We start from the raw sequence: 18,854 nt of genomic DNA on the forward strand, positions 1-18,854 counted from the left end.
GCCCGGCAGCCTCACCGCAAGTACTGCGTGATTTTGAGGAGGTCGTCTTTAATTTTCTGCGTGAAGTGCGCATACGTGGCTTCGTAGCGCTGTCGGTTTTGGTTGAGCCGGCCGCTTTGCTCGGTAACTTCCCCGCCGATAGCCGCCAGCCGAGCATTATTCGCAGCCAATTTTTGCTGAATTTCGGCCAACTGCTTTGCCAAGGTTTCGTTATCGGTTTGGAGTTGCTGCTGTTCTTTTTGCAGCCCACCCACGCGCTCGGCAATGGCAGTTTCCACGCTTTTGCCAAAAGCGTCTCGGTCGGCTCCCAGCACCGTCAGGTAGTGCTGGCCGGTAGTGGTAAGCGCGGCCACCTCCGGCGCCCCGCCCATTGCCTTAAAGCTGGCCCAGGCGGCTTGAAACTGCTTTTCCTCCGTCAGGCCCAGCCCGGCTAAGCTGCGCAACGTTTCGCTGAATTCAAAATAGTCGGGTCCGGGCGGGTTGTTTTGAGCCAGCACGCTGGCTAAGTGTTCGGCGAACTTGGCATCCGGGGCTTTCCCGGCGTCGGCCGGTGATGCACTCGGTGCGGACGGGCTGGCACCCGTTTGCCCCGTGGGCATCATAGTGCCGTAGGCCGGGGGGGGAGTGGTAGGTTCAGCGTCTTTGATGAAAAAGCTGAGAATCTTATGGCCGAGATTATCTGATTCAGGCATGGCGTCGGGAGCAAGGTAGCGGACGCAATGTTACAAGTTTGCACGGAATAGTAGGCGCGTAGCCGTTACGTACCAAGCCAATGAGACGGTGCTTGCGCCGGAGCTAGATGAGCAGAACGCGCCGAAATGACGCCCCTGCCGGGATTACCCGTATTTCCAGCAGAAAGTGTCCGGTATGCGGAAGGCCAGAACTAGCCTACCCCTCCTTGCCAGGTCCCGAGATAGTCCATGCGCTGGGGCGTAAGCTAACCGGTCTGCTAGACGAGTCACTTGCGGGCCGCTGGCTGTGGGTGAGACGCCTGCGGTTGCCCATTTGGTGAGCGCTCGCGCATAACCGGCATACACTAAAAACGAAGTCACCGACGCCAGCGATAGCAGCACGGCCGGCCGACAACCGCAGCACGCTAGCCGTGCGTCGAGCTGGTAGCGACACGCTGAGCGTGCGCGCCGGCGACTTAAGCGAAGCCCAACACATCAGCCCGAGCACTATCCTAAACTTGCCTCAGGTGTACCTTATTTATCCCAGCGGCGCCTGCTAACCCGTGCTTGTGGTGGTCAGTGCTACCGCTACCCGTACTAGCTCTGATGAGCGTTACACACTCGACCTCGATATTAAGCTGCCCGCCCGTAATGCGCTGACGCACTAACTAACCAAAAAGCCCCACCGTTGCGGGTGAGGCTCTAGCTGGTTTACCAGTGGGGCGAGATGCTCCTAGTAGAGCGGGTTATTGCTCACTACACTAGAAACATAGATAGGATTATTACCCACAACGCTAGGAACATAAAGAGGGTTGTTTCCAACCACGCTGGGAGCGTAGATAGGATTGTTGCTTACTGCGGAATAGATGGGATTGTTGCCAACCACGCTAGGGGCCAACTGCAATAGGCTAAAGACGAGGAGTTCAAACATGGGAGTGGAGGAGTGAGGTTTAAGGTATTATTGTGATGCAAAATTCTGTATGTCAGATACTTGAAGCATCAGTGCCAGTACTGAATTTTGACCTCTCGTCCTCACGGGCACGCGATAGCCTACCGGGCTCGTCAACTTGCGTTACGCTTTTGGCAACTTTGTTACGCTTTCTATGCTTTCGAAAACCACTCCTTAAACCGCGCGGCCGTCATCACCGCCGGCCTTACGTCGATGCGGTCCACGTGGTCCATAGCAATGCTCAGGTCGCCATCTTCACTGTCCAGCGCAGCGGGTAGCTGCCCCACCCGAAAGCTGGCGTAGCCGTCAAGGGCGTTAGTAGTGTCCGGACCGCCGAAGATGCGGTGTTCTATTTTCTCGTGTTTTTGCTCCTTTTCTATGCCTTGATAATAGGAGAGGGGCACACCGGCGGGCACCCTACGAAAAAGCCCATTGTAAATACTTGATTTACAATGGGCTTATTTAACAATGAGCCTCCTGTCGGACTCGAACCAACGACCCTCTGATTACAAGTCAGAAGCTCTACCAACTGAGCTAAGGAGGCTTAATTGTAGGGCAAAAGTAAGCCCCATCGAGGCGTTTGCGCAAGTGTAAGGCCCAAAAAAACGGGCTGCCCGTAGGGGGCAGCCCGTTTAGAAGCTGGCTGGCAGCGGCTTAGCTACGCAGTTGTTTGAGCTGTTTTTTGAGCTTGGCAATGCGCTCATTGGTTTCACTCATGCGGCCCTGGTACTCTTGGCGCAACTGGTCGGCGTTTTTCGAGCGGCCGAAGAAGTCGAGGTTGGTTTGCAGGGTAGCCACGTCGTTTTCTAACTCCTGGATTTCGCGGCGCAAGCCGGTTTCCTTGCGGGTGAAAGCCTGCTGGGCCTGCGGCCGCGCCTTGAGGCGGGCTACCTCCAACTGAAACAGCAAGTCTTCCTTGTCGGCGGGGGTAATACCGGCTGTTTGGTCGAGGTACTTGCCCATGAGGGTCAAAAACTGCTCTTCGCCCCGGTCGGAGGTGCCAGCGCCGGGCTGGTCGCCGGTGGCGTCGAGCTGCTGCCAGTCGGCCGCCAGGGCTCGGAAGCCTTCCAGCGTGCCGGGCTCGGCGGGCGAGAGCGCGGCTATCTGCTGCGCGATGGCGTCGAGGCGGGCCACTTGCTCGGTGCTGGCTGCCGACTGGCGCTCTTCGCGGTGGCGGGTTTCCTGCTTGGGGCGGTCGAACACGCCGTCGCAGGCGGCGCGGAAGCGTTTCCAGATTTTATCGGCCTGCTTCTCGGGCACTCGGCCAATGTCCTTCCACTCCTTCTGCACCCGGATAATGACGCTGCGGGCCTCCTCAAAGTCGGGATTCTGCTGAGCGGCTTCGGCCTGCTCGATAAGGGCATATTTGGCTTGCAGGTTGGTATTCTTCTCGGAGTCGAGGCTCTTGAAGAAATCATTTTTGCGGTTAAAAAACGCCTTGTAGGCGTTCCAGTACTGCTTGTTGAGCTGGTCGGCCTGGGCGCGGGGCACAGGGCCGGCGGCCTCCCATTCCTTCTTGATTTCTTGGAGCTCGTCGGTGCGCGAGCGCCACTCGTTGACGCGCTCGGTCGTGAACTCGGCGAAGGGCAACACGCGCTCCAAAAGAGCTTGCTTGATAACCAAGTTCTCTTTTTCCTGCGCCGAACGCACGTCTACAAACTCCTTGCGGCGCAGGTGCACGGCTTCGGAAGCGGCCAAAAAGCGCTGCCACAGCGGCTCGCGCTGCTCGCCGGGCACGGGCCCGATGTGCTTCCAGTCGTCGTGGAGCTTCTTCAGCTCGTCGAGGGCCTTGTTGATGCCGGGGGCATCCTTGAGGGCTTCGGCGCGGGCCACGAGGGCCTCCTTGGCCTCTTGGTTGCGGCGGCGGTCCAGTTCTTTGAGCTCGTAGAAGCGGCCTTGGTTGGCGTAGTAGCGGTCGAGCAGGCCGTGGTAGGTATTCCAGGTTTCCTGGCTGTCGGTCTGGGGCACAGGGCCGGTAGCTTTCCAGTCGGCTTGCAGCTGCTTAAGCTTTTGCGAGCTATCCTTGGTTTCGGCGGCTTCTACCAGCTGGCGCAGCTGGGCCAGCAGCTCCTGCTTGCGAAGCAAGTTCTGGGCGCGGCTTTGGTCTTCGGCTTTGGCATCGCGGGCGCGGCCTTCGCGGAATTCCTGGAGCGCTTTATTTAACTCGGCCTGGCTGGCCGGCGGCTGGAAGCTGAACTCCTGCGGGGCGTTGGCATCCTCCGCCAACTTCTGGCGCGAGGCGGCGCGGGCGCTGGCCACGTTGGCTTCGTACTGGCGGCTGAGCTCGAAAATCTGCTGGCGGTTGCGGCGCGCGTCGGGGCGGCGCAGCAGGTCGATGAGGTGCGCAGCCTGGCTTTCGAGGTCAAGCGTCGCAAAGTCGGGAGCCGGCGTTTCGGGCACGTAGTCGTCGCCTTCGGTGTCTTCCGCAGTGGCATCGCCTTCCTGCTGGTGCGCTAGCTCGGCCTGGTGGGCTTCGGCGGCGGTATCGGTGGCCGAGGTGGGCAGGGTAGCGACTCCCTCGGGCATAAGCTCGATGTCTTCGGCGTGGGCCAGCGCGTGCACGGGCGCTGCTTCCTCCGAAGCGGTGGGGGGGGTAGAGGCCGCCTCCGTTTCTTCAGCGGGGGTAGCCATGGCCTCGCCGTAGTGGGCCACGGCGCGGGCCTGCGGGGCAGAGAGGTGCTCGTCGGCTACTTCAGCCGGTACGTGCTGGGCAGTTTCGGCGGCAGCAGCGGCTTCGGGGGTGGTGAGCGGGTCGCTCACCGGCGGAGCGTTGACGGGCGCCGGTGCGGGCACGCCAGTAGCTTCGGCCAAGCCGGGCTCGGAGAGCAGCGGGTCGGCTTCGGTCTGGGTGGCGCCGCCGCCGGGGGGCACAGCCGCTTCGGCGGGCGTGTCGCTGAGGACGGGCGTGTCGCTGAGGACGGGCGCCGCGGGGGTAGCGTCGGGCTCGGGCTGGGCAGTCCCCGCACCTTGCTTGGCGCGAATTTCGGCCAGGCGGGCTTCGACAATGCTCAGGCGGTCGGGCGCGGCTGGGGGGGTAGCGCCGGGAGTGGGCGTGGCGGGGGTGGGGTTTTCTTCGGGCAGCATAAAAGCAAAACGAAAAGCCGGCGGCCGGCCGGGGCCGGAGGGAAAAATGGGAAAGGCGCCGGAACGGAGGGCAGGAAAAAAATTAGTTGAGTCGAGGGTCGAGCGGGTAGTTGGAGAGGGCCCGGAAGCGGCCGCCTTTTTCGCGCAGGATGCCCTGCCAAAACGCATCAGGCTCCAAAGTAAATACTTTCCCGGCACTAGCGGGCTGTCGAATCCAGGAGCCGCGTTGGATTTCCTCCTCCAACTGCCCCGCCGACCAGCCCGAATAGCCTACGAAGCAACGCACCTCATTGAGTGAGATAACGCTACTGTTTATCAGAGTGATAAGGTGGTCAAAATCGCCACCCCAATACACGTCCTGGCCTAGGTCGGTGGCCCCGGGCAGGGCGGCGTGGCGATGCACAAAATGGAGGGAGTCGAGTTGCACGGGGCCGCCCTCATAGAGGGGTAGGGCGGCGGCGGGGGCCGCCGCGCCCAGTGGCAAATCGAGCACATCGCCGAGCTCGGGGGCCATGCGCCGGGTCAGAACCAGGCCAAAGGCGCCCTCGCTGGGACTGTGGCGGCAGAGCAGCACTACGCTGCGCTCGAAGTTAGGGTCGCCTAGAAAGGGCTGCGAGATAAGAAGGGTACCGGGCTTCATAGGGCAAAGGACGTACGTAAACTAGTACGCAGCCGCGGGCCGGATAGTGCCCGCCCCAGCGAATTTTGGGCGAAAGCAGGCCCCCGGCCACCCCCGCTACCTTTGCGGCCGGGGCTGGCGCGGCGTTATTTCGCCTTTCTTAACGACCTACTGCCCCCCCGTATTTCCTTGTTTTCTCAGGTTATGACATCTTTTTCTTCGGGGCCGCCCGCCGGCCGCCGGTGGGCGGCCCATCGCCTGGCCTTGCTGCTGGTAGCGGGCCTGCTGCAACTGGCGCTGCTGCTGGGCACCTACGGCAAGCTGCTGGGCCACCCCGGCCGGTACGTGCTGGTAGACCACGCCGACTGCGCCAGTAGCTACTACTCGCTGGCCACTTTTTTGCGGCAGCCGCTGCGCCAGGGCCTGCTGGAGCACGGGCAGAACTACCCGTTTGGGGAGTATATTTTCTTTACGGACATTGCCCCGTTGGTGAGCGTGCCGCTGCACGGGCTGGTACAGGCCGTGCCCGCGCTGGCGCCCTACGGCCTGTACTTGTTCGAGGTATTTATCTTGGCGGGCCTGCTGCTGAGCACGCTGCTGCTGCTGCGTATTTTGCGGCGATTGGCGGTGCCGGCCTGGTTGGCGTTGGTGCTGAGCGTGGCCCTGCCCTGGTTAGGACCGCAAACCTCGCGGTTGGGGCCGGGGGTAGGGCACCTGGCGCTGGCCTACACGCCGGCCCTGCTAGGGCCGCTGTGGCTGCTGCAAGGGCTGCACCGGGCCCGCCGGGCGGGCCAGCCCACCGGGCGCTGGTGGATGGGGCTCGGGCTGGCGGCGGTGGCGGCTACCTGGATACACTTCTACTACCTGGGTATTTTGGGTGGCTGGCTGGGAAGCTTTTTTGGTTTGTGGGCGCTGCGCGAGGCGCTGGCGGGCCGGCCCTGGCGGGCCCTGGCCGGGCGGGCGGCGGCGCTGCTGGTGGCGCTGGCTGCCGCCACCTTCGGGCTGCTGCTGGTGCTAGATGGGCGCCGCGCCGAGCGCCCCGTGGGCAGCGGCGGCTACGACTGGATAGAGTGGCGGTTTCAGTTTACGACTCTCTTTACGGGCCACGCTTTTCATAAAGTCCGCTTTTTGCTCGAGCGCGTCGGGGGCGTGCCTTACGAGTCGTACACCTACCTGGGGGCCTTTGTGCTCTACGGCTTGGTGCTGGTGGGCGTGCTGGCTGTGGTGAGTTGGCGCCGGCGCCAACGCGGGCTCCCCGACCCCGCGCTGCTGCCCGCCCTCCCCCCCGCTACCGACGGCAGCCGCGAGTTTGTGGGCCTGCTGCTGCTGGCCAGCCTGCCGCTGGCGCTGGCCGCGCTGGGCGAAACCATTGAGGTAGACCACGGCGGCTACGTGGTTACCAATTACCTGAACCTGTTTTTGTGGGTGCACAAGCTCACCGAGCGCATTACGCAGTTTCGGGCGCTGGCGCGGTTTATTTGGCCTTTTTGGTGGGCGCTGGTGCTGGGCTTTAGCTGGTACGCGGGCTTGGCTTGGCGCCAGGCTCGGGCCACGCGCCGGGTTTGGCTGGCTGGGCTGTGGGTCGGGCTGGCCGCGCTGGCCGTGGTAGATGTGCTCGGCAGCACCCGCTACTACCAGGTGGGCACGCAGCTCGAAAACCCCTTAGCGGGCCCGCGTACCAACGCCGCCCGCGCCCTGCTGGGCTGGGGCTGGCGGGCGCCGGGCCGCTACCAGGCCATTTTGCCCCTGCCTTTCTACCACTCGGGCACCGAGTCTTTCGAACAGCCCTATATGGGCGTCGATGCCGAAGACCCGTTTGCGGTGCGTACCTACCAGCTGGGCATGGTGACAGGCCTGCCGCTGATGGCCCACCACGGCGGCCGCGCCCCCAGCTACCAGGCCCGCGAGCTCATGGGCTTGTTTCGCCCCGAAGGCCCCGACCCGGCCCTGCTGGCGCGGCTCGACCCGCGGCCCATTTTAGTGTACCTCGACTCGACCTATTACACCGGCAACACGTTTTACCGCGACCAGCTGCGCGACCGCCCCGACGCGCTGGCCTTGTTCAACCGCATGCCGGCTTTCGTGCTGGAGCAGCACATGCGCCGTCTGGCCCACGAAGGCCCGCACTCGCTCTACGAGTGGCAGCCGGTGCTGCCGGCCGCGGCGGGTGGGGGTAGGGCGGCCCCGGTGCCGCGCTAAGTATTCCCCCTAAACTCCTTAAACCAAGTAGGGCTGCCGCTACCTTTGCCCGCGCCTGCGCTGCGCTAGTGGCGGCTCTTTTTAGTTGTTTTTGCAAAGCATGACTTCACGCGATACTGGGTTTGCGCCGCTTACCGCCGCGGCTCCGCAGCTTACTCGTCGTACTAGCCGGCGCCTGCTGCTGGCCGCGGGCCTGGCCCAGGTGCTGGTGCTGCTGGCCACGTTTGGGCGGCTGCTGGGCCACCCCGGCCAGTACCTGTTGGTTAATCACTACGACGGTATTCGGAGCTACTATGCCCTGGCCACCGTGCTGCGGCAGCCGCTGAGCCAGGGCCTGCTCGACCACGGTACCAACTATCCCTTCGGCGAATACCTGTTCTATACGGACATCGCGCCCGGCTTCAGTATTCCGCTGCACGGGCTGGTGCGGGCCGTGCCGGGGCTAGAGCCCTACGGCGCGTACGCGTTCGACCTTTTTATTTTGAGCGGCTTTGCGCTGGGTACGGTATTGCTGCTGAGTATGTTGCGGCGGCTAGCGGTGCCCGCCTGGCTGGCGCTGGTGCTGAGCGTGGCCCTGCCTTGGTTGGCCCCGCAGGCCATTCGGCTGGGGGTAGGGCACCTGGCGCTGGCCTACGTGCCGGCCGTGCTGGGGCCGTTGTGGGTGCTGCAAGGCTTGTACGGCGCCTGGCGCGCGGGCCGGCCGCTGGGCCGCTGGTGGCTGGGCCTGGGCGGGGCGCTGGTGGCGGCCAGCTGGGTGCACTTTTACTACCTGGGCATCATGGGCATGTGGGTCGGGTTGTTTTTGGTGTTGTGGCTGGGGCGCGAGGCGCTGGCCGCCCGGCCCTGGCGGGCGCTGGCGGGCCGAGCGGCGGCCATGCTCGGGGCCACGCTGGTCTTCACCTTCGGGCTGCTGCAAGTGCTGGATAAGCGCGCCGGCGAGCGCCCGGCCGGCGCCGACGGCTACGACTGGATAGAGTGGAAATTCCAAGTAGGTAGCCTCTTCAAGGGCTATGTGTTCAATAAAGTCCGGTTTCTGTTCGAGCGCACGGCTGGCGTGCCCTACGAGTCGAGCGCCTACCTAGGAGCGTTTGCGCTCTACGGGCTGGTAGTGGTGGCGGTGCTGGCCTGGGTGAGCCGGGCGCGGCGCCGGCGCGGGCTAGCCGGCCCGGCCTTGCTGCCCGCCCTACCCCCCGCCACCGAGCCCAGCCGCGCCTGGCTGCACCTGCTGCTGCTGGCCACGCTGCCGCTGGTGCTCATTGCCTTGGGCGAAGAAATTCACCTCGACAACGACTACTACGTCGTTCACAACTACCTCAACCCCTTTCTGTGGCTGCACAAGCTCACGGTGCGCGTGACGCAGTTTCGGGCGCTGGGGCGGTTTATCTGGCCGTTTTGGTGGGCCTTGCTGCTGGGCTTTAGCTGGTACGCGGGCCTGGCCTGGCGGCAGGCTGCGGCCCGTAGTAGCCGCGGCTTGCAGGCGCTGTGGGTGCTGCTGGCCGGGCTGGCCGTGGTGGATGCCGTGCACGCCACCCGGCACTACCACGACAATTCGCAGCGCGACAACCTGCTGCGCGCGCCCGCTACGGCGGCCATCCACGAGCTGGTGGGCTGGCCCGAGCCCGGCCGCTACCAGGCCATTTTGCCCTTGCCCTACTGGCACCAGGGCACTAAGGTAGACGATGCCCCCTACCTGGGCGTAGACCCCGACGACCCGCACTGCAACAACGGCTACCAGCTGGGCCTTATCACGGGCCTCCCGTTGATGTCGAACAAAGCGGGCCGCACCCCCGGCTACCAGGCCGCCGAATTGCAGTCGATGTTCCGCCCCGGCGGCCCCGACCCGGCCCTGCTGGCGCGCCTCGACCCGCGGCCCATCCTCGTGTTTTTGGACACGGCCTACTACGACGGCCGCAACAACTACTACCGCGAGCAGCTCAAGGACCGCCCCGAGGTGCTGGCGTTGTTCGAGCGGGTGCCCGCCTTCATCCAGGAGCAGCACATGCGCCGGCTGCGCCACCAGGGTAGCTGGTCGCTCTACGAGTGGCAAGCGCGGAAATAAGGGCTATTAACGGCGCAATTACGGCGTAACGCCGTAGAAGCGTTAGCTGGCTTGGCTAAAAGCGGGGGAAAGCTTAGCCGGAAAATGAATCTTTAACCTAGTTTATCCTTAAGAATGACTGATTCTGAACTAGCCGACTTGCGCCAGAGCTACAGCCAGCGCACGCTGCTCGAAGCCGACGTGCTGCCCGATGCCGTGCGCCAGTTTCGGCAGTGGCTGGACGAGGCCGTGGCCGCCCAGCTACCCGAGCCCGCCGCCCTTACCCTGGCCACCGTGGATGCGGCCACCGGCCAGCCCAGCCAGCGCGTGGTGCTGCTCAAGGGCCTGCCCGACGAGGCGGGCTTCCTGTTTTTCACCAACTACGATTCGCGCAAGGGCCACGAGCTGGCCAGCCAGCCCCTGGCGGCGCTCAACTTTTTCTGGCCCGGCCTCGAGCGCCAAGTGCGGGTAGAAGGCTGGGTAGAAAAAGCCCCCGAAGGCGTCTCGACCGAGTATTTCCAAAGCCGGCCCCGCAGCAGCCAGGTGGGCGCCTGGGCCTCGCCCCAGAGCGAGCCCATCGGCAGCCGCGCCGAGCTCGAAGCCCGCGAGCACGCGGTAGAAGCCCGCTTTGCCGGCCAAAACCCCTTGCCCCGCCCGCCGCACTGGGGGGGCTACGTGCTGCGCCCTACCCGCCTTGAATTCTGGCAGGGCCGCCCCAGCCGCCTCCACGACCGCCTGGTGTACGAGCGCCAAGCGGAAGGTAGCAATCCGTGGAAAATCAGCCGCTTGGCCCCGTAAAAAAGCGGTGAGCAGTCAGCCCAGGGCCGTGAACAAATGCGCGTTCAAGGGCTCCGGACTACCTGCGTACGGCTCCTTCATTATTTGCTCACTGCTTCTTGTTTTGGCTGAAATTCAACCCGTGCGTGGCTGGCGCTACAACCCCGCGCTCCTAACCCAGATTGACGACGTGGTGTCGCCACTGTTCGACGTAGTGAGCGTGCGCCAGCGCGAGGCGCTCTACCAGCAGCCGCTCAACTCCATTCACCTTTCGGTGCCGCGTCCCGAGGGCGGCCTACCCCCCCACGCGGCGGCCGCCCGGCGCCTGGCCGAGTGGCAGGCCGCGGGCGTATTGCGCCAGGATGAGCTGCCGGGCATTTACGTGTATTACCAGTATTTTCGGTTGCCAGGCTCGCGCCGCGAGCGCTGCCGCAAGGGCTTTATGTGCCACATTCGGGCCTATGGCTGGGAGGAGGGGGTAGTGCTGCGCCACGAAAACACGCTGCCCGCCGCCGTCAACGACCGCGCCGAGCTGCTGGCCGAATTGCAGTTTCAAACCAGCGCCACCCACGGCCTGTACCGCGACGAGGCGTTTGCCCTGGAGCGCCTGATGGACGAGGCCATCCAAGACCCGCTTTGCCGCACGGAGGAAGACTACCAGGGCGCGCGCGACGTGCTGGCCGTGATTCAGGACGCGCCCACTATTCGGCGGTTTCAGGCGGTGCTGGCGGCGCGCCAGGTTATTCTGGCCGATGGCCACCACCGCTACGAGGGTTCGCTGGCTTACCGCCAGGCCCGGGAGCTGGCCGCTGGGCCAGGGGGTAGCACCGGCCGCGAGCCCTGGAACTACCACCTGATGTACCTCACCAACGCGGCCAGCGACGACTTGCGCATCCTGCCTACCCACCGCCTGCTGCTGGAGTTGCCCGCGTCGCTGCCCGATGCCGAGCTGCTGGCCCGCCTAGCGCCCTACTTTACGGTGCAGCCGCAGGCCGAAGCCCAGGATTTGCCCGAGATTATTGCCGGTAAGCGGTGGGCGTTTGGGCTCTACCTGCCCGGCGGGGCGGCCTACAAGCTGCGCCTGCGCCCCGAAGTGCACGCCGACCTCGCCTGGGATACCACCGCCGAAGTCAAGGACCTCGACCTGACGGTGCTGCATTACTTTGCCTTCGAAAAAGCGCTCCAGTTGGGCGGGGCCGAGGCCCAGCGCAGCGGCCCGGCGCTGGCCTACGTGCGCGGCCTGGCCGAGTGCCTGCAACGCGTGGACCGGGGCGAGGCCCGCGCCGCCTTTCTTACCAACGAGGTAACCATGGCCCAGGTCGAGGCCGTGTGCCACTCGGGCGCCGTGATGCCGGCCAAGTCCACCTTTTTCTACCCTAAGACGCTGGCAGGCCTGCTGTTTTCTAGCCTGGAAAACGACTTTTCGGTGTTCGATCAGGTCTTTCACGAACCCCAACCGCTGGCGTAGCCGGCCGTACCCTATGGCTGCCCTTACCTTAATTCTGGCCTCCGGCTCGCCGCGCCGCCGCCAACTGCTCACCGACCTGGGCCTGGCTTATGACATCCGGCTGCGCGAGGTCGATGAAAGCTTCCCGGCGCGCCTGCGCCGGGCGGCCGTGGCCGAGTTTTTGGCCCGCCACAAGGCCGAAGCCTACCGCCCCGACCTGGGCCCCACCGAGCTGCTGCTCACCGCCGACACCATCGTGTGCCTGGATGACGATGTGCTCAACAAGCCCGCCGATGCCGCCGAGGCCCGCCAGATGCTGGGCCGCCTGCAGGGCCGCGCCCACCAGGTATACACTGGGGTGTGCCTGCTGCCCGGCGATGGCCGCGCGCCGGTCGTGTTCTCCGACGAAACGACGGTGCATTTCCGGCCGCTCAGCCCCGCCGAAATCGCGCATTATGTGCAGCACTACCAGCCCCTGGACAAGGCCGGCGCCTACGGCGCCCAGGACTGGCTGGGCCTGGTGGGCATCGACCGCCTCGAAGGCTCCTACTTCAACGTGATGGGCCTGCCCACCCACCGCGTGTGGGCCGAGCTTGAAAAGCTAGGTTTCTTCAGCGCCCGCTACGCCTGAGTTGCTAGCGCGGGGGTAGGGCCAGGGCGGGTTGCTTAGCCCCGCGCCAGCAAGCCGACCCCCACCACAATAAGCCCGAGCCCACCCAATTGGGCTAGCGTGAGGCTCTCGCGCAGCACCACCAGCCCCAGGAGCGCCGCCAGCAGCACCGAGCCGCCCACAATCACGGGGGTGCCCACGGCGGCCGGCACACCGCGCTTAAACACCACAAAGGTCAGAATCTCGGCCAGCCCCACGCTGAGGCCGGCCAGCGCCGCCAGCCCCAGGCCCTTGGCCGATACCTCCACCGGCTGCCCTTGCAGCCGCAGGCGCAGCAGCCACGCTGCGCCCAGCCCCGCGGCCACCAGTTGCAGCACCACGGCGCCCACGGCGGGGGGCAGGTGCTCGGCGGCGAGCTTGATAAAGAAATTGTAGCCGGCCAGGCACAGGGCCGTGAGCAGCGCCAGGGGGAGCCAGTTGAGCATAAGCGCAGGGGGTAGGGATAGCCCCGCAAAGATGCCGCCGCTACCTTTGCCGGCACGCGCGTTGGGTATGTCCCCCGGCCTACGGTAGCTCTTGAAAAAGAGAAACCCCGGCTGCGCTAACAGCTCGGGGTTTCAAGAAGCGGGGGTTTTGCAGAACCCTACACTTCATCACCAATGAAACGGGACAACGCGAAAAAACTACTCGATGCCATCGGTACGGCGGCATTGGTGGGGTTTGCAGGTGGCGTAGCTAAGGCCTTGGCCGCGCTACTTCTCACCTACATTCTCCGGTAGTTGGGTAAGGGGTTGGGCCAAGTGCCCGGCCCCTTATTTTTTTAACCCCTGCAAATATAACGGGGTAGGGCAGTAGTTAGTTGCTGTTATTTCAGCCGGTCCACTAAATCGCGCTGAATGGTCTGCCATTCTGCAAAGTCGTCGCCCTCAGCCCATAACTCTTGCAGTTCTGATTCTTTCAAAACCTGGTTGACCGCTTTGCGCGCTGTTTGCTGTAAGGCCGCAGCATTGTGGATGGCTCCTAACGCTGGCCGTAACTCAGCGGGAAAGTCAGGGGCTGGCTTCCCTAGTACGGTCGCTAGTATTTCGGCCGCAGCCAAGGCCGCACTAGCTTCTTCTACCTCTATATATTCGCCCTCTGCCCCTAAGTTAATGACGGTAGTTAGCGCTGCTGCCAGGTTTTCTACTGAGGGAGTAGTAGTAAAAGCACCCACAAAATCCAAGGCGGAGTCATTTTCAAAATTTCGGCTTCCCCAGGCTCCCATAAAGTGTAGGTTGGTTGTAAAGGAATAAAATCAAGAGGGGGTTACCGCAGCTTCTCTTTCAAAATTTCCAGTTCCACGGCCGGGGCAATGCGTTCATACAAAATATTGTACGCCGCCGTGGTGATGGGCATATTTACCTTGAGCCGGCGGTTGAGTTCGTGAATGCTCTTGACGGCGTAGTAGCCCTCGGCCACCATGTTCATTTCGAGCTGGGCCGACTTAACGGAGTAGCCGCGGCCGACCATAGAGCCAAAGGTGCGGTTGCGCGAAAACTGCGAGTAGGCCGTCACCAGCAAGTCGCCGAGGTAGGCCGAGGCCGAGAGGTCGCGCGGCTGGGGCGAAATGGCCTGCAAAAAGCGCCGGATTTCCTGCACCGCGTTGCTCACCAGCACGGCCAGAAAATTGTCGCCGTAGCCCAGGCCGTGGGCGATGCCGCCCGTGAGGGCAATAATGTTTTTCATGACGGCGCAGTACTCAATGCCGTCGAGGTCGGCCGCGGGGTGGGCCGATACATAACGGCAGCGCAGCAGCTCGCAGAAGCCCGTGGCCAGGCCCGGCACGTCGGGCGAGCCAATGGTGAGGTAGCTCTGTTTTTCGAGGGCTACTTCCTCGGCGTGGCAGGGCCCGGCAATGACGCCGAGCTTGGTGGGGGGGAGGCGGAAGCGCTCCTGCACGTAGTCCGTTACGAGCACGTTCTTGCTCGGAATCATGCCCTTGATGGCCGATACGACGCCGATTTTGTGGCGCAGTGCGTCGCGGCCCAGCTTGTCGAGTACCGGCTGCACGAAGGCCGCCGGCACGGCCAGCACCAGCCAGTCGGCCTCCGAAATAGCGTCGTTGAGGTCGGTGGTCGGGTAAACCAGGTTGCGGTCGAACTGCACCGCCGAGAGGTAGCGCGGGTTGTGGCCGGTGCGCAGCAGGTGCTGCACATCCTCCTTCGAGCGGAGCCACCAATCGACGCGGGCGCCGTTTTCGGAGAGGAGTTTGGTGAGGGCCGTGGCCCAGGAGCCGCCGCCAAGCATGGCAATTTTTTCCATAAGGTGGGGCCGGTCGCAGGCGGCCCGTCGGGAGGTCAGTGGGGAATTCAGGCCGCAAGCTAGAGCCGCAGGGCCCATATTTGCGGTTTCTACGGAAGTAAAGACGTTATCCTATGGAGCAGCTTATTGCCGCCACGGCCACTTTTATCGAAGAAAAGTTTCAGGCCGAAGGCTCGGGCCACGACTGGCCGCACATTCGGCGGGTGTGGCAGGTAGCGCGCGCGCTGGCCGCCCAAACGCCTGGTACTGACCTGCTCGTGGTGGAGCTGGCCGCGCTGCTCCACGACATTGCCGACTGGAAGTTTCACGGCGGCGACTACGAGGCCGGCCCCCGCGCCGCCCGCGCCTGGCTGCTGAGCCAGCACGTGCCCGAAGCCACAGTGGCCCGCGTCGAGCAGGTTATCCGCGAGGTGAGTTTCAAGGGCTTAGGGGTAGAAACGCCCGCCAGCAGCCCCGACGCGGCCGTGGTGCAGGATGCTGACCGCCTCGACGCCATTGGCGCCATTGGGGTGGGCAGGGCCTTTGCCTACGGCGGCCACAAGGGCCGCCCGATGCACGACCCGGCTACCCCCCCGGTGTCGCACGAGAGCTTTGCCAGCTACCAGCAAAGCACCGCGCCCACCCTCAACCACTTCTACGAGAAGCTGCTGCACCTCAAAGACCGCCTGCACACGCCCGCCGCCCGCCAGCTGGCCCAGGAACGCCACCAGTTCATGGAAGCCTTTGTGGCGCAGTTTCTGCGCGAGTGGGATAGCGTTGACGTGTGTTAAGTAGGTACTGGCGTGATAGAGGATAGTAATTCCGGCCGCTTCGCAGTAGTTGGCCGGCCATAACTACTACCCCCTACACCAGTACCTAGCGAGTAAAAACCTACCTTTACGCCATGAAGATGGGTGTTTTAACTTCCGCCGGCCGCGCCCGGCACCTCCTTGCGCTGCTGCTGGTGCTGCTCGCAGGCCTCACGCTGGGCAGTTGCCGCACCTGTCCCATCGACTCGTGCCACATCCGTAAAGCGCACTACCACAACGGCGCCAAGTACCGCGCCCGGCCCATTTGGAAGATGCAGTACCCCGCCATTGGCGAGAAGTACAAGGTGAAGCGCGAGGGCGACGGCAAGCGCCACGAGAAAGACCAAAGTAAGTCGCTTAAGTAAGCGCGGCCGTAAGCGGCTTTGCCCGAATTACGCTTTTTGACGGGGGTAGGGCAGGGGCAAGGCCCTGCGTCGGGGGTAGGGCGAGGCAGGGTACAAAGTCCCGTAAACGCTAGGAAAAACGGGTTTTTTGCCGTAACTTGCGCACGTATTAAGCAGCGGCTTAGTGCGCCGGCTTCCTGCCTAGGGCGGCCGGTTCTCGAAGCCGCTGCCTTTCGTTGAACAAGGGCGGCCGGCTACTGCTGGGCCGCCACCAGCTAACTCCCAGAATGGCCGAAGGCGAAAAAATCATTCCGATTAACATCGAAGACGAGATGCGCGGGGCCTACATCGACTATTCGATGTCGGTTATCATCTCGCGGGCCCTGCCCGACGTGCGCGACGGCCTCAAGCCCGTGCACCGGCGCGTGCTCTACGGCATGAGCGAGCTCGGCGTCTCGTACACTAAAAGCCACAAGAAATCAGCCCGTATCGTGGGCGAGGTGCTGGGTAAGTACCACCCGCACGGCGACAGCTCGGTGTATGACACCATGGTGCGCATGGCCCAGGACTGGAGCCTGCGCTACCCCCTCGTGGACGGCCAGGGTAACTTTGGCTCTATCGACGGCGACTCGCCAGCTGCCATGCGCTACACCGAGGCGCGCCTCAAGCGCTTGTCGGACGAGCTGCTCGGCGACTTGGATAAGGACACGGTAGACTTCCAGCCCAACTTCGACGATTCGTTGGAGGAGCCCAGCGTACTGCCCGCCAAGTTCCCGAACCTACTCGTGAACGGTACCAGCGGCATTGCCGTGGGCATGGCCACCAACATGGCGCCCCACAACCTGACGGAAGTGGTGAACGGCATTGTGGCGTACCTCGACAACGCCGACATCACCATTCCGGAGTTGATGGAGCACATCACGGCGCCCGACTTCCCCACGGGCGGCATCATCTACGGCTACGAGGGCGTGAAGCAAGCCTTCGAAACTGGCCGCGGTCGCATCGTGATGCGGGCCAAAACGCACTTCGAAACCCTGCCCAACGGCAAGGAGCAGATTATCGTGACCGAGATTCCCTACCAGGTGAACAAGGCCTCGATGATTGAGAAAACTGCCGCCCTCATCAACGACAAACGCATTGAGGGCATTGCGGCCCTGCGCGACGAAAGCGACCGCGACGGCATGCGCGTGGTGTACGAGCTGAAGCGCGACGCCCTGAACACGGTAGTGCTCAACAACCTGTTTAAGTACACGCAACTGCAATCGTCGTTCGGCGTCAACAACGTGGCCCTGGTAAAGGGCCGCCCGATGACGCTCAACCTGCGCGACCTCATCGTGTACTTCGTGGAGCACCGCGAAGAAGTGATTGTGCGCCGCACCCGCTACGAGCTCGCCGAAGCCCAGAAGCGGGCCCACATCCTGGAGGGCTTGCTCATTGCGCTCGACCACCTAGACGAAGTCATCAAGCTCATCCGCGACTCGCGTGACCCTGAGGTGGCCCGCGGCGGCCTCATCGAGCGCTTTAAGTTGAGCGAAGTGCAGGCGCGCGCCATCCTGGACATGCGCTTGCAGCGCCTCACCGGCCTGGAGCGCGACAAGCTCGTCGCCGAGTTTGAGGAATTGATGCGCCTCATCGACCGCCTGAACACCATCCTGGCTTCGGAAGTGGAGCAGCGCCTGCTCATTAAGAACGAGCTGCTCGACATGCGCGAGCGCTACGGCGACGCGCGCCGCACGACCATCAACCAGGTGGGCGGCGACTTCTCGATGGAAGACATGATTGCCGACGAGGCCATGGTTATCACCGTGAGCCGCGAGGGCTACATCAAGCGCACCAGCCTCGACGAATACCGCACCCAGAACAGGGGGGGGGTAGGCGCCCGCGGCGCGGGCTCGAAGCAGGACGACTTTACCGAGCACCTGTTTGTGGCCACCACCCACGAGTACTTGCTCATCTTCACCGAGCAAGGCCGTATGTTCTGGCTGCGCGCCTACGAGGTACCCGAATCGGCGAAAACCAGCAAGGGCACGCCGCTGCAAAACCTCATCGACAAGCCCAAGGAAGATTCGGTGCGGGCCGTGCTCAACGTGCGCAACCTGCGTTCGCCCGACTACCTGGAGAATACCTTCCTCATGTTCTGCACTGAGCAGGGCACGGTGAAGAAAACGCCGCTCGAAGCGTATTCGCGGCCGCGGGCCGCGGGCATCAACGCCATCACGATTAACGAAGGCGACCGCCTACTCGACGTGCAGTTGCTCTCGGGTAACTCCGAAGTTGTGCTGGCGCTGCGCTCGGGCCGGGCCGTGCGCTTCTCCGAAACCAAGGTGCGCCCCATGGGCCGCACGGCGGCCGGGGTGCGCGGCATTACGCTGGGCGAAGAAGAAGGCGACCGCGTAGTAGGCATGGTTTGCATTGCTGACCCCACGCAGGAACTGCTGGTGGTGAGCGAGAACGGCTACGGCAAGCGCTCGGCCCTCGACGAGTACCGCGTGACAAACCGGGGGGGTAAGGGCGTGCGGGCGATGATGCTGACCGAGAAAACCGGGAAGCTGGTGGCCATCAAGGACGTGAACGACGACGACGACCTGATGATAATCAATCGCTCGGGCCTCACTATTCGCCTGAGCCTAGGAGAGCTCCGGACCATTGGCCGGGCTACGCAGGGGGTGCGATTGTTTAAAGTAGCGGCGAATGACGAGATATCGTCGGTAGCCAAGGTAGCCGCCGCCGAGCAGCTTGAAACGCTGGCTGCCGAAGCCATCGAAGCCGATACCCTGCTTGCGGATTTGCCCGAAGGTTCGGCCGTACTGGAAGCGGACGAGGCCGAATCGGCTCCCGATTCGGTCGAAGCTGACGACCAGGAGTAGCCTTAGGCATAAAATAGGAGAGGGGCGGCCGGCGCAGCGGGCCGCCCCTTTTTTGCGCTCCCGCCTTCCTGCACAGGATTTTAACCAGAACTTGTAGTAAACCAGCAGGGCAATTGCCCGTAAATGGCATAGTATTCGTTTGCCGGATGGGTGTAGTTTT

Annotated in this window: 17 protein-coding genes and 1 tRNA gene; 8 read left to right on the plus strand and 10 right to left on the minus strand. The window is 63.6% G+C overall.

The genetic code is table 11. From position 1 onward, the window contains the following. Positions 1 to 11: 11 nt before the first annotated feature. Positions 12 to 692, minus strand: a complete 681-nt coding sequence (locus GO988_RS05020) for a hypothetical protein (RefSeq protein ID WP_157562402.1) — start codon at positions 690 to 692, stop codon at positions 12 to 14. A gap of 410 nt (positions 693 to 1,102) precedes the next feature. Between GO988_RS05020 and GO988_RS24355 the strand changes: the two genes are divergently transcribed. After that, a complete protein-coding gene (locus tag GO988_RS24355; protein ID WP_262885645.1) occupies positions 1,103 to 1,231 on the plus strand; it encodes a hypothetical protein in 129 nt (42 codons plus the stop codon). Positions 1,232 to 1,404: 173 nt separating this feature from the next. On the opposite strand, the gene GO988_RS05025 is transcribed toward GO988_RS24355, so the two are convergent. The 6 genes from GO988_RS05025 to GO988_RS24745 form a co-directional block, all read right to left on the minus strand. Further along, complete coding sequence (locus GO988_RS05025; protein WP_157562403.1) at positions 1,405 to 1,602, minus strand: hypothetical protein; 198 nt, start codon at positions 1,600 to 1,602, stop codon at positions 1,405 to 1,407. Between the two features lie 170 nt (positions 1,603 to 1,772). Then, positions 1,773 to 2,036, minus strand: coding sequence for a hypothetical protein (locus GO988_RS05030; RefSeq protein WP_157562404.1), 264 nt, complete (start codon positions 2,034 to 2,036; stop codon positions 1,773 to 1,775). A 55-nt stretch (positions 2,037 to 2,091) separates the two neighbouring features. Then, positions 2,092 to 2,164: transfer RNA gene (locus tag GO988_RS05035), tRNA-Thr, on the minus strand. Between the two features lie 110 nt (positions 2,165 to 2,274). After that, positions 2,275 to 4,704 carry a DUF349 domain-containing protein gene (locus GO988_RS05040; RefSeq protein WP_198172507.1) on the minus strand — a complete coding sequence of 810 codons (2,430 nt, stop codon included), beginning with the start codon at positions 4,702 to 4,704 and terminating at the stop codon, positions 2,275 to 2,277. 82 nt (positions 4,705 to 4,786) lie between these two features. Beyond that, positions 4,787 to 5,344 carry a YqgE/AlgH family protein gene (locus tag GO988_RS05045; protein WP_157562406.1) on the minus strand — a complete coding sequence of 186 codons (558 nt, stop codon included), beginning with the start codon at positions 5,342 to 5,344 and terminating at the stop codon, positions 4,787 to 4,789. A gap of 2,041 nt (positions 5,345 to 7,385) precedes the next feature. Then, on the minus strand, positions 7,386 to 7,619 hold the full coding sequence (locus tag GO988_RS24745; RefSeq protein ID WP_394351218.1) for a hypothetical protein: 234 nt from the start codon (positions 7,617 to 7,619) through the stop codon (positions 7,386 to 7,388). A gap of 3 nt (positions 7,620 to 7,622) precedes the next feature. On the opposite strand from GO988_RS24745, the gene GO988_RS05055 reads away from it, so the two are divergent. The 4 genes from GO988_RS05055 to GO988_RS05070 all read left to right on the plus strand — a co-directional run bounded on the left by GO988_RS05055 (position 7,623) and on the right by GO988_RS05070 (position 12,415). After that, the gene (locus GO988_RS05055) at positions 7,623 to 9,581 is read left to right on the plus strand and encodes a hypothetical protein (RefSeq protein WP_157562408.1); all 1,959 of its coding nucleotides are present in this window, start codon (positions 7,623 to 7,625) and stop codon (positions 9,579 to 9,581) included. Between the two features lie 114 nt (positions 9,582 to 9,695). Then, positions 9,696 to 10,358, plus strand: a complete 663-nt coding sequence (gene pdxH / locus GO988_RS05060) for a pyridoxamine 5'-phosphate oxidase (RefSeq protein ID WP_157562409.1) — start codon at positions 9,696 to 9,698, stop codon at positions 10,356 to 10,358. A gap of 103 nt (positions 10,359 to 10,461) precedes the next feature. Next, entirely contained in the window at positions 10,462 to 11,805 is a 1,344-nt protein-coding gene (locus tag GO988_RS05065; protein WP_157562410.1) for a DUF1015 domain-containing protein, read from the plus strand. 13 nt (positions 11,806 to 11,818) lie between these two features. Continuing rightward, on the plus strand, positions 11,819 to 12,415 hold the full coding sequence (locus GO988_RS05070; protein WP_157562411.1) for a Maf family nucleotide pyrophosphatase: 597 nt from the start codon (positions 11,819 to 11,821) through the stop codon (positions 12,413 to 12,415). A gap of 35 nt (positions 12,416 to 12,450) precedes the next feature. On the opposite strand, the gene GO988_RS05075 is transcribed toward GO988_RS05070, so the two are convergent. The 3 genes from GO988_RS05075 to GO988_RS05085 all read right to left on the minus strand — a co-directional run bounded on the left by GO988_RS05075 (position 12,451) and on the right by GO988_RS05085 (position 14,695). Beyond that, on the minus strand, positions 12,451 to 12,879 hold the full coding sequence (locus tag GO988_RS05075) for an EamA family transporter (RefSeq protein WP_157562412.1): 429 nt from the start codon (positions 12,877 to 12,879) through the stop codon (positions 12,451 to 12,453). 380 nt (positions 12,880 to 13,259) lie between these two features. Next, entirely contained in the window at positions 13,260 to 13,658 is a 399-nt protein-coding gene (locus tag GO988_RS05080) for a DUF4259 domain-containing protein (protein ID WP_157562413.1), read from the minus strand. A gap of 41 nt (positions 13,659 to 13,699) precedes the next feature. Next, the gene (locus GO988_RS05085) at positions 13,700 to 14,695 is read right to left on the minus strand and encodes an NAD(P)H-dependent glycerol-3-phosphate dehydrogenase (RefSeq protein ID WP_157562414.1); all 996 of its coding nucleotides are present in this window, start codon (positions 14,693 to 14,695) and stop codon (positions 13,700 to 13,702) included. A 113-nt stretch (positions 14,696 to 14,808) separates the two neighbouring features. Here GO988_RS05085 and GO988_RS05090 point away from each other — a divergent pair, with 113 nt between their 5' ends. The 3 genes from GO988_RS05090 to gyrA all read left to right on the plus strand — a co-directional run bounded on the left by GO988_RS05090 (position 14,809) and on the right by gyrA (position 18,694). Beyond that, complete coding sequence (locus tag GO988_RS05090; RefSeq protein ID WP_157562415.1) at positions 14,809 to 15,465, plus strand: HD domain-containing protein; 657 nt, start codon at positions 14,809 to 14,811, stop codon at positions 15,463 to 15,465. Positions 15,466 to 15,578: 113 nt separating this feature from the next. Then, complete coding sequence (locus tag GO988_RS05095) at positions 15,579 to 15,848, plus strand: hypothetical protein (RefSeq protein WP_157562416.1); 270 nt, start codon at positions 15,579 to 15,581, stop codon at positions 15,846 to 15,848. A gap of 266 nt (positions 15,849 to 16,114) precedes the next feature. Beyond that, a complete protein-coding gene (gene gyrA, locus GO988_RS05100) occupies positions 16,115 to 18,694 on the plus strand; it encodes a DNA gyrase subunit A (RefSeq protein WP_157562417.1) in 2,580 nt (859 codons plus the stop codon). Positions 18,695 to 18,854 lie beyond the last annotated feature (160 nt).

The sequence above is a fragment of the Hymenobacter ginkgonis genome, from assembly GCF_009755225.1.
Classification (GTDB): domain Bacteria; phylum Bacteroidota; class Bacteroidia; order Cytophagales; family Hymenobacteraceae; genus Hymenobacter; species Hymenobacter ginkgonis.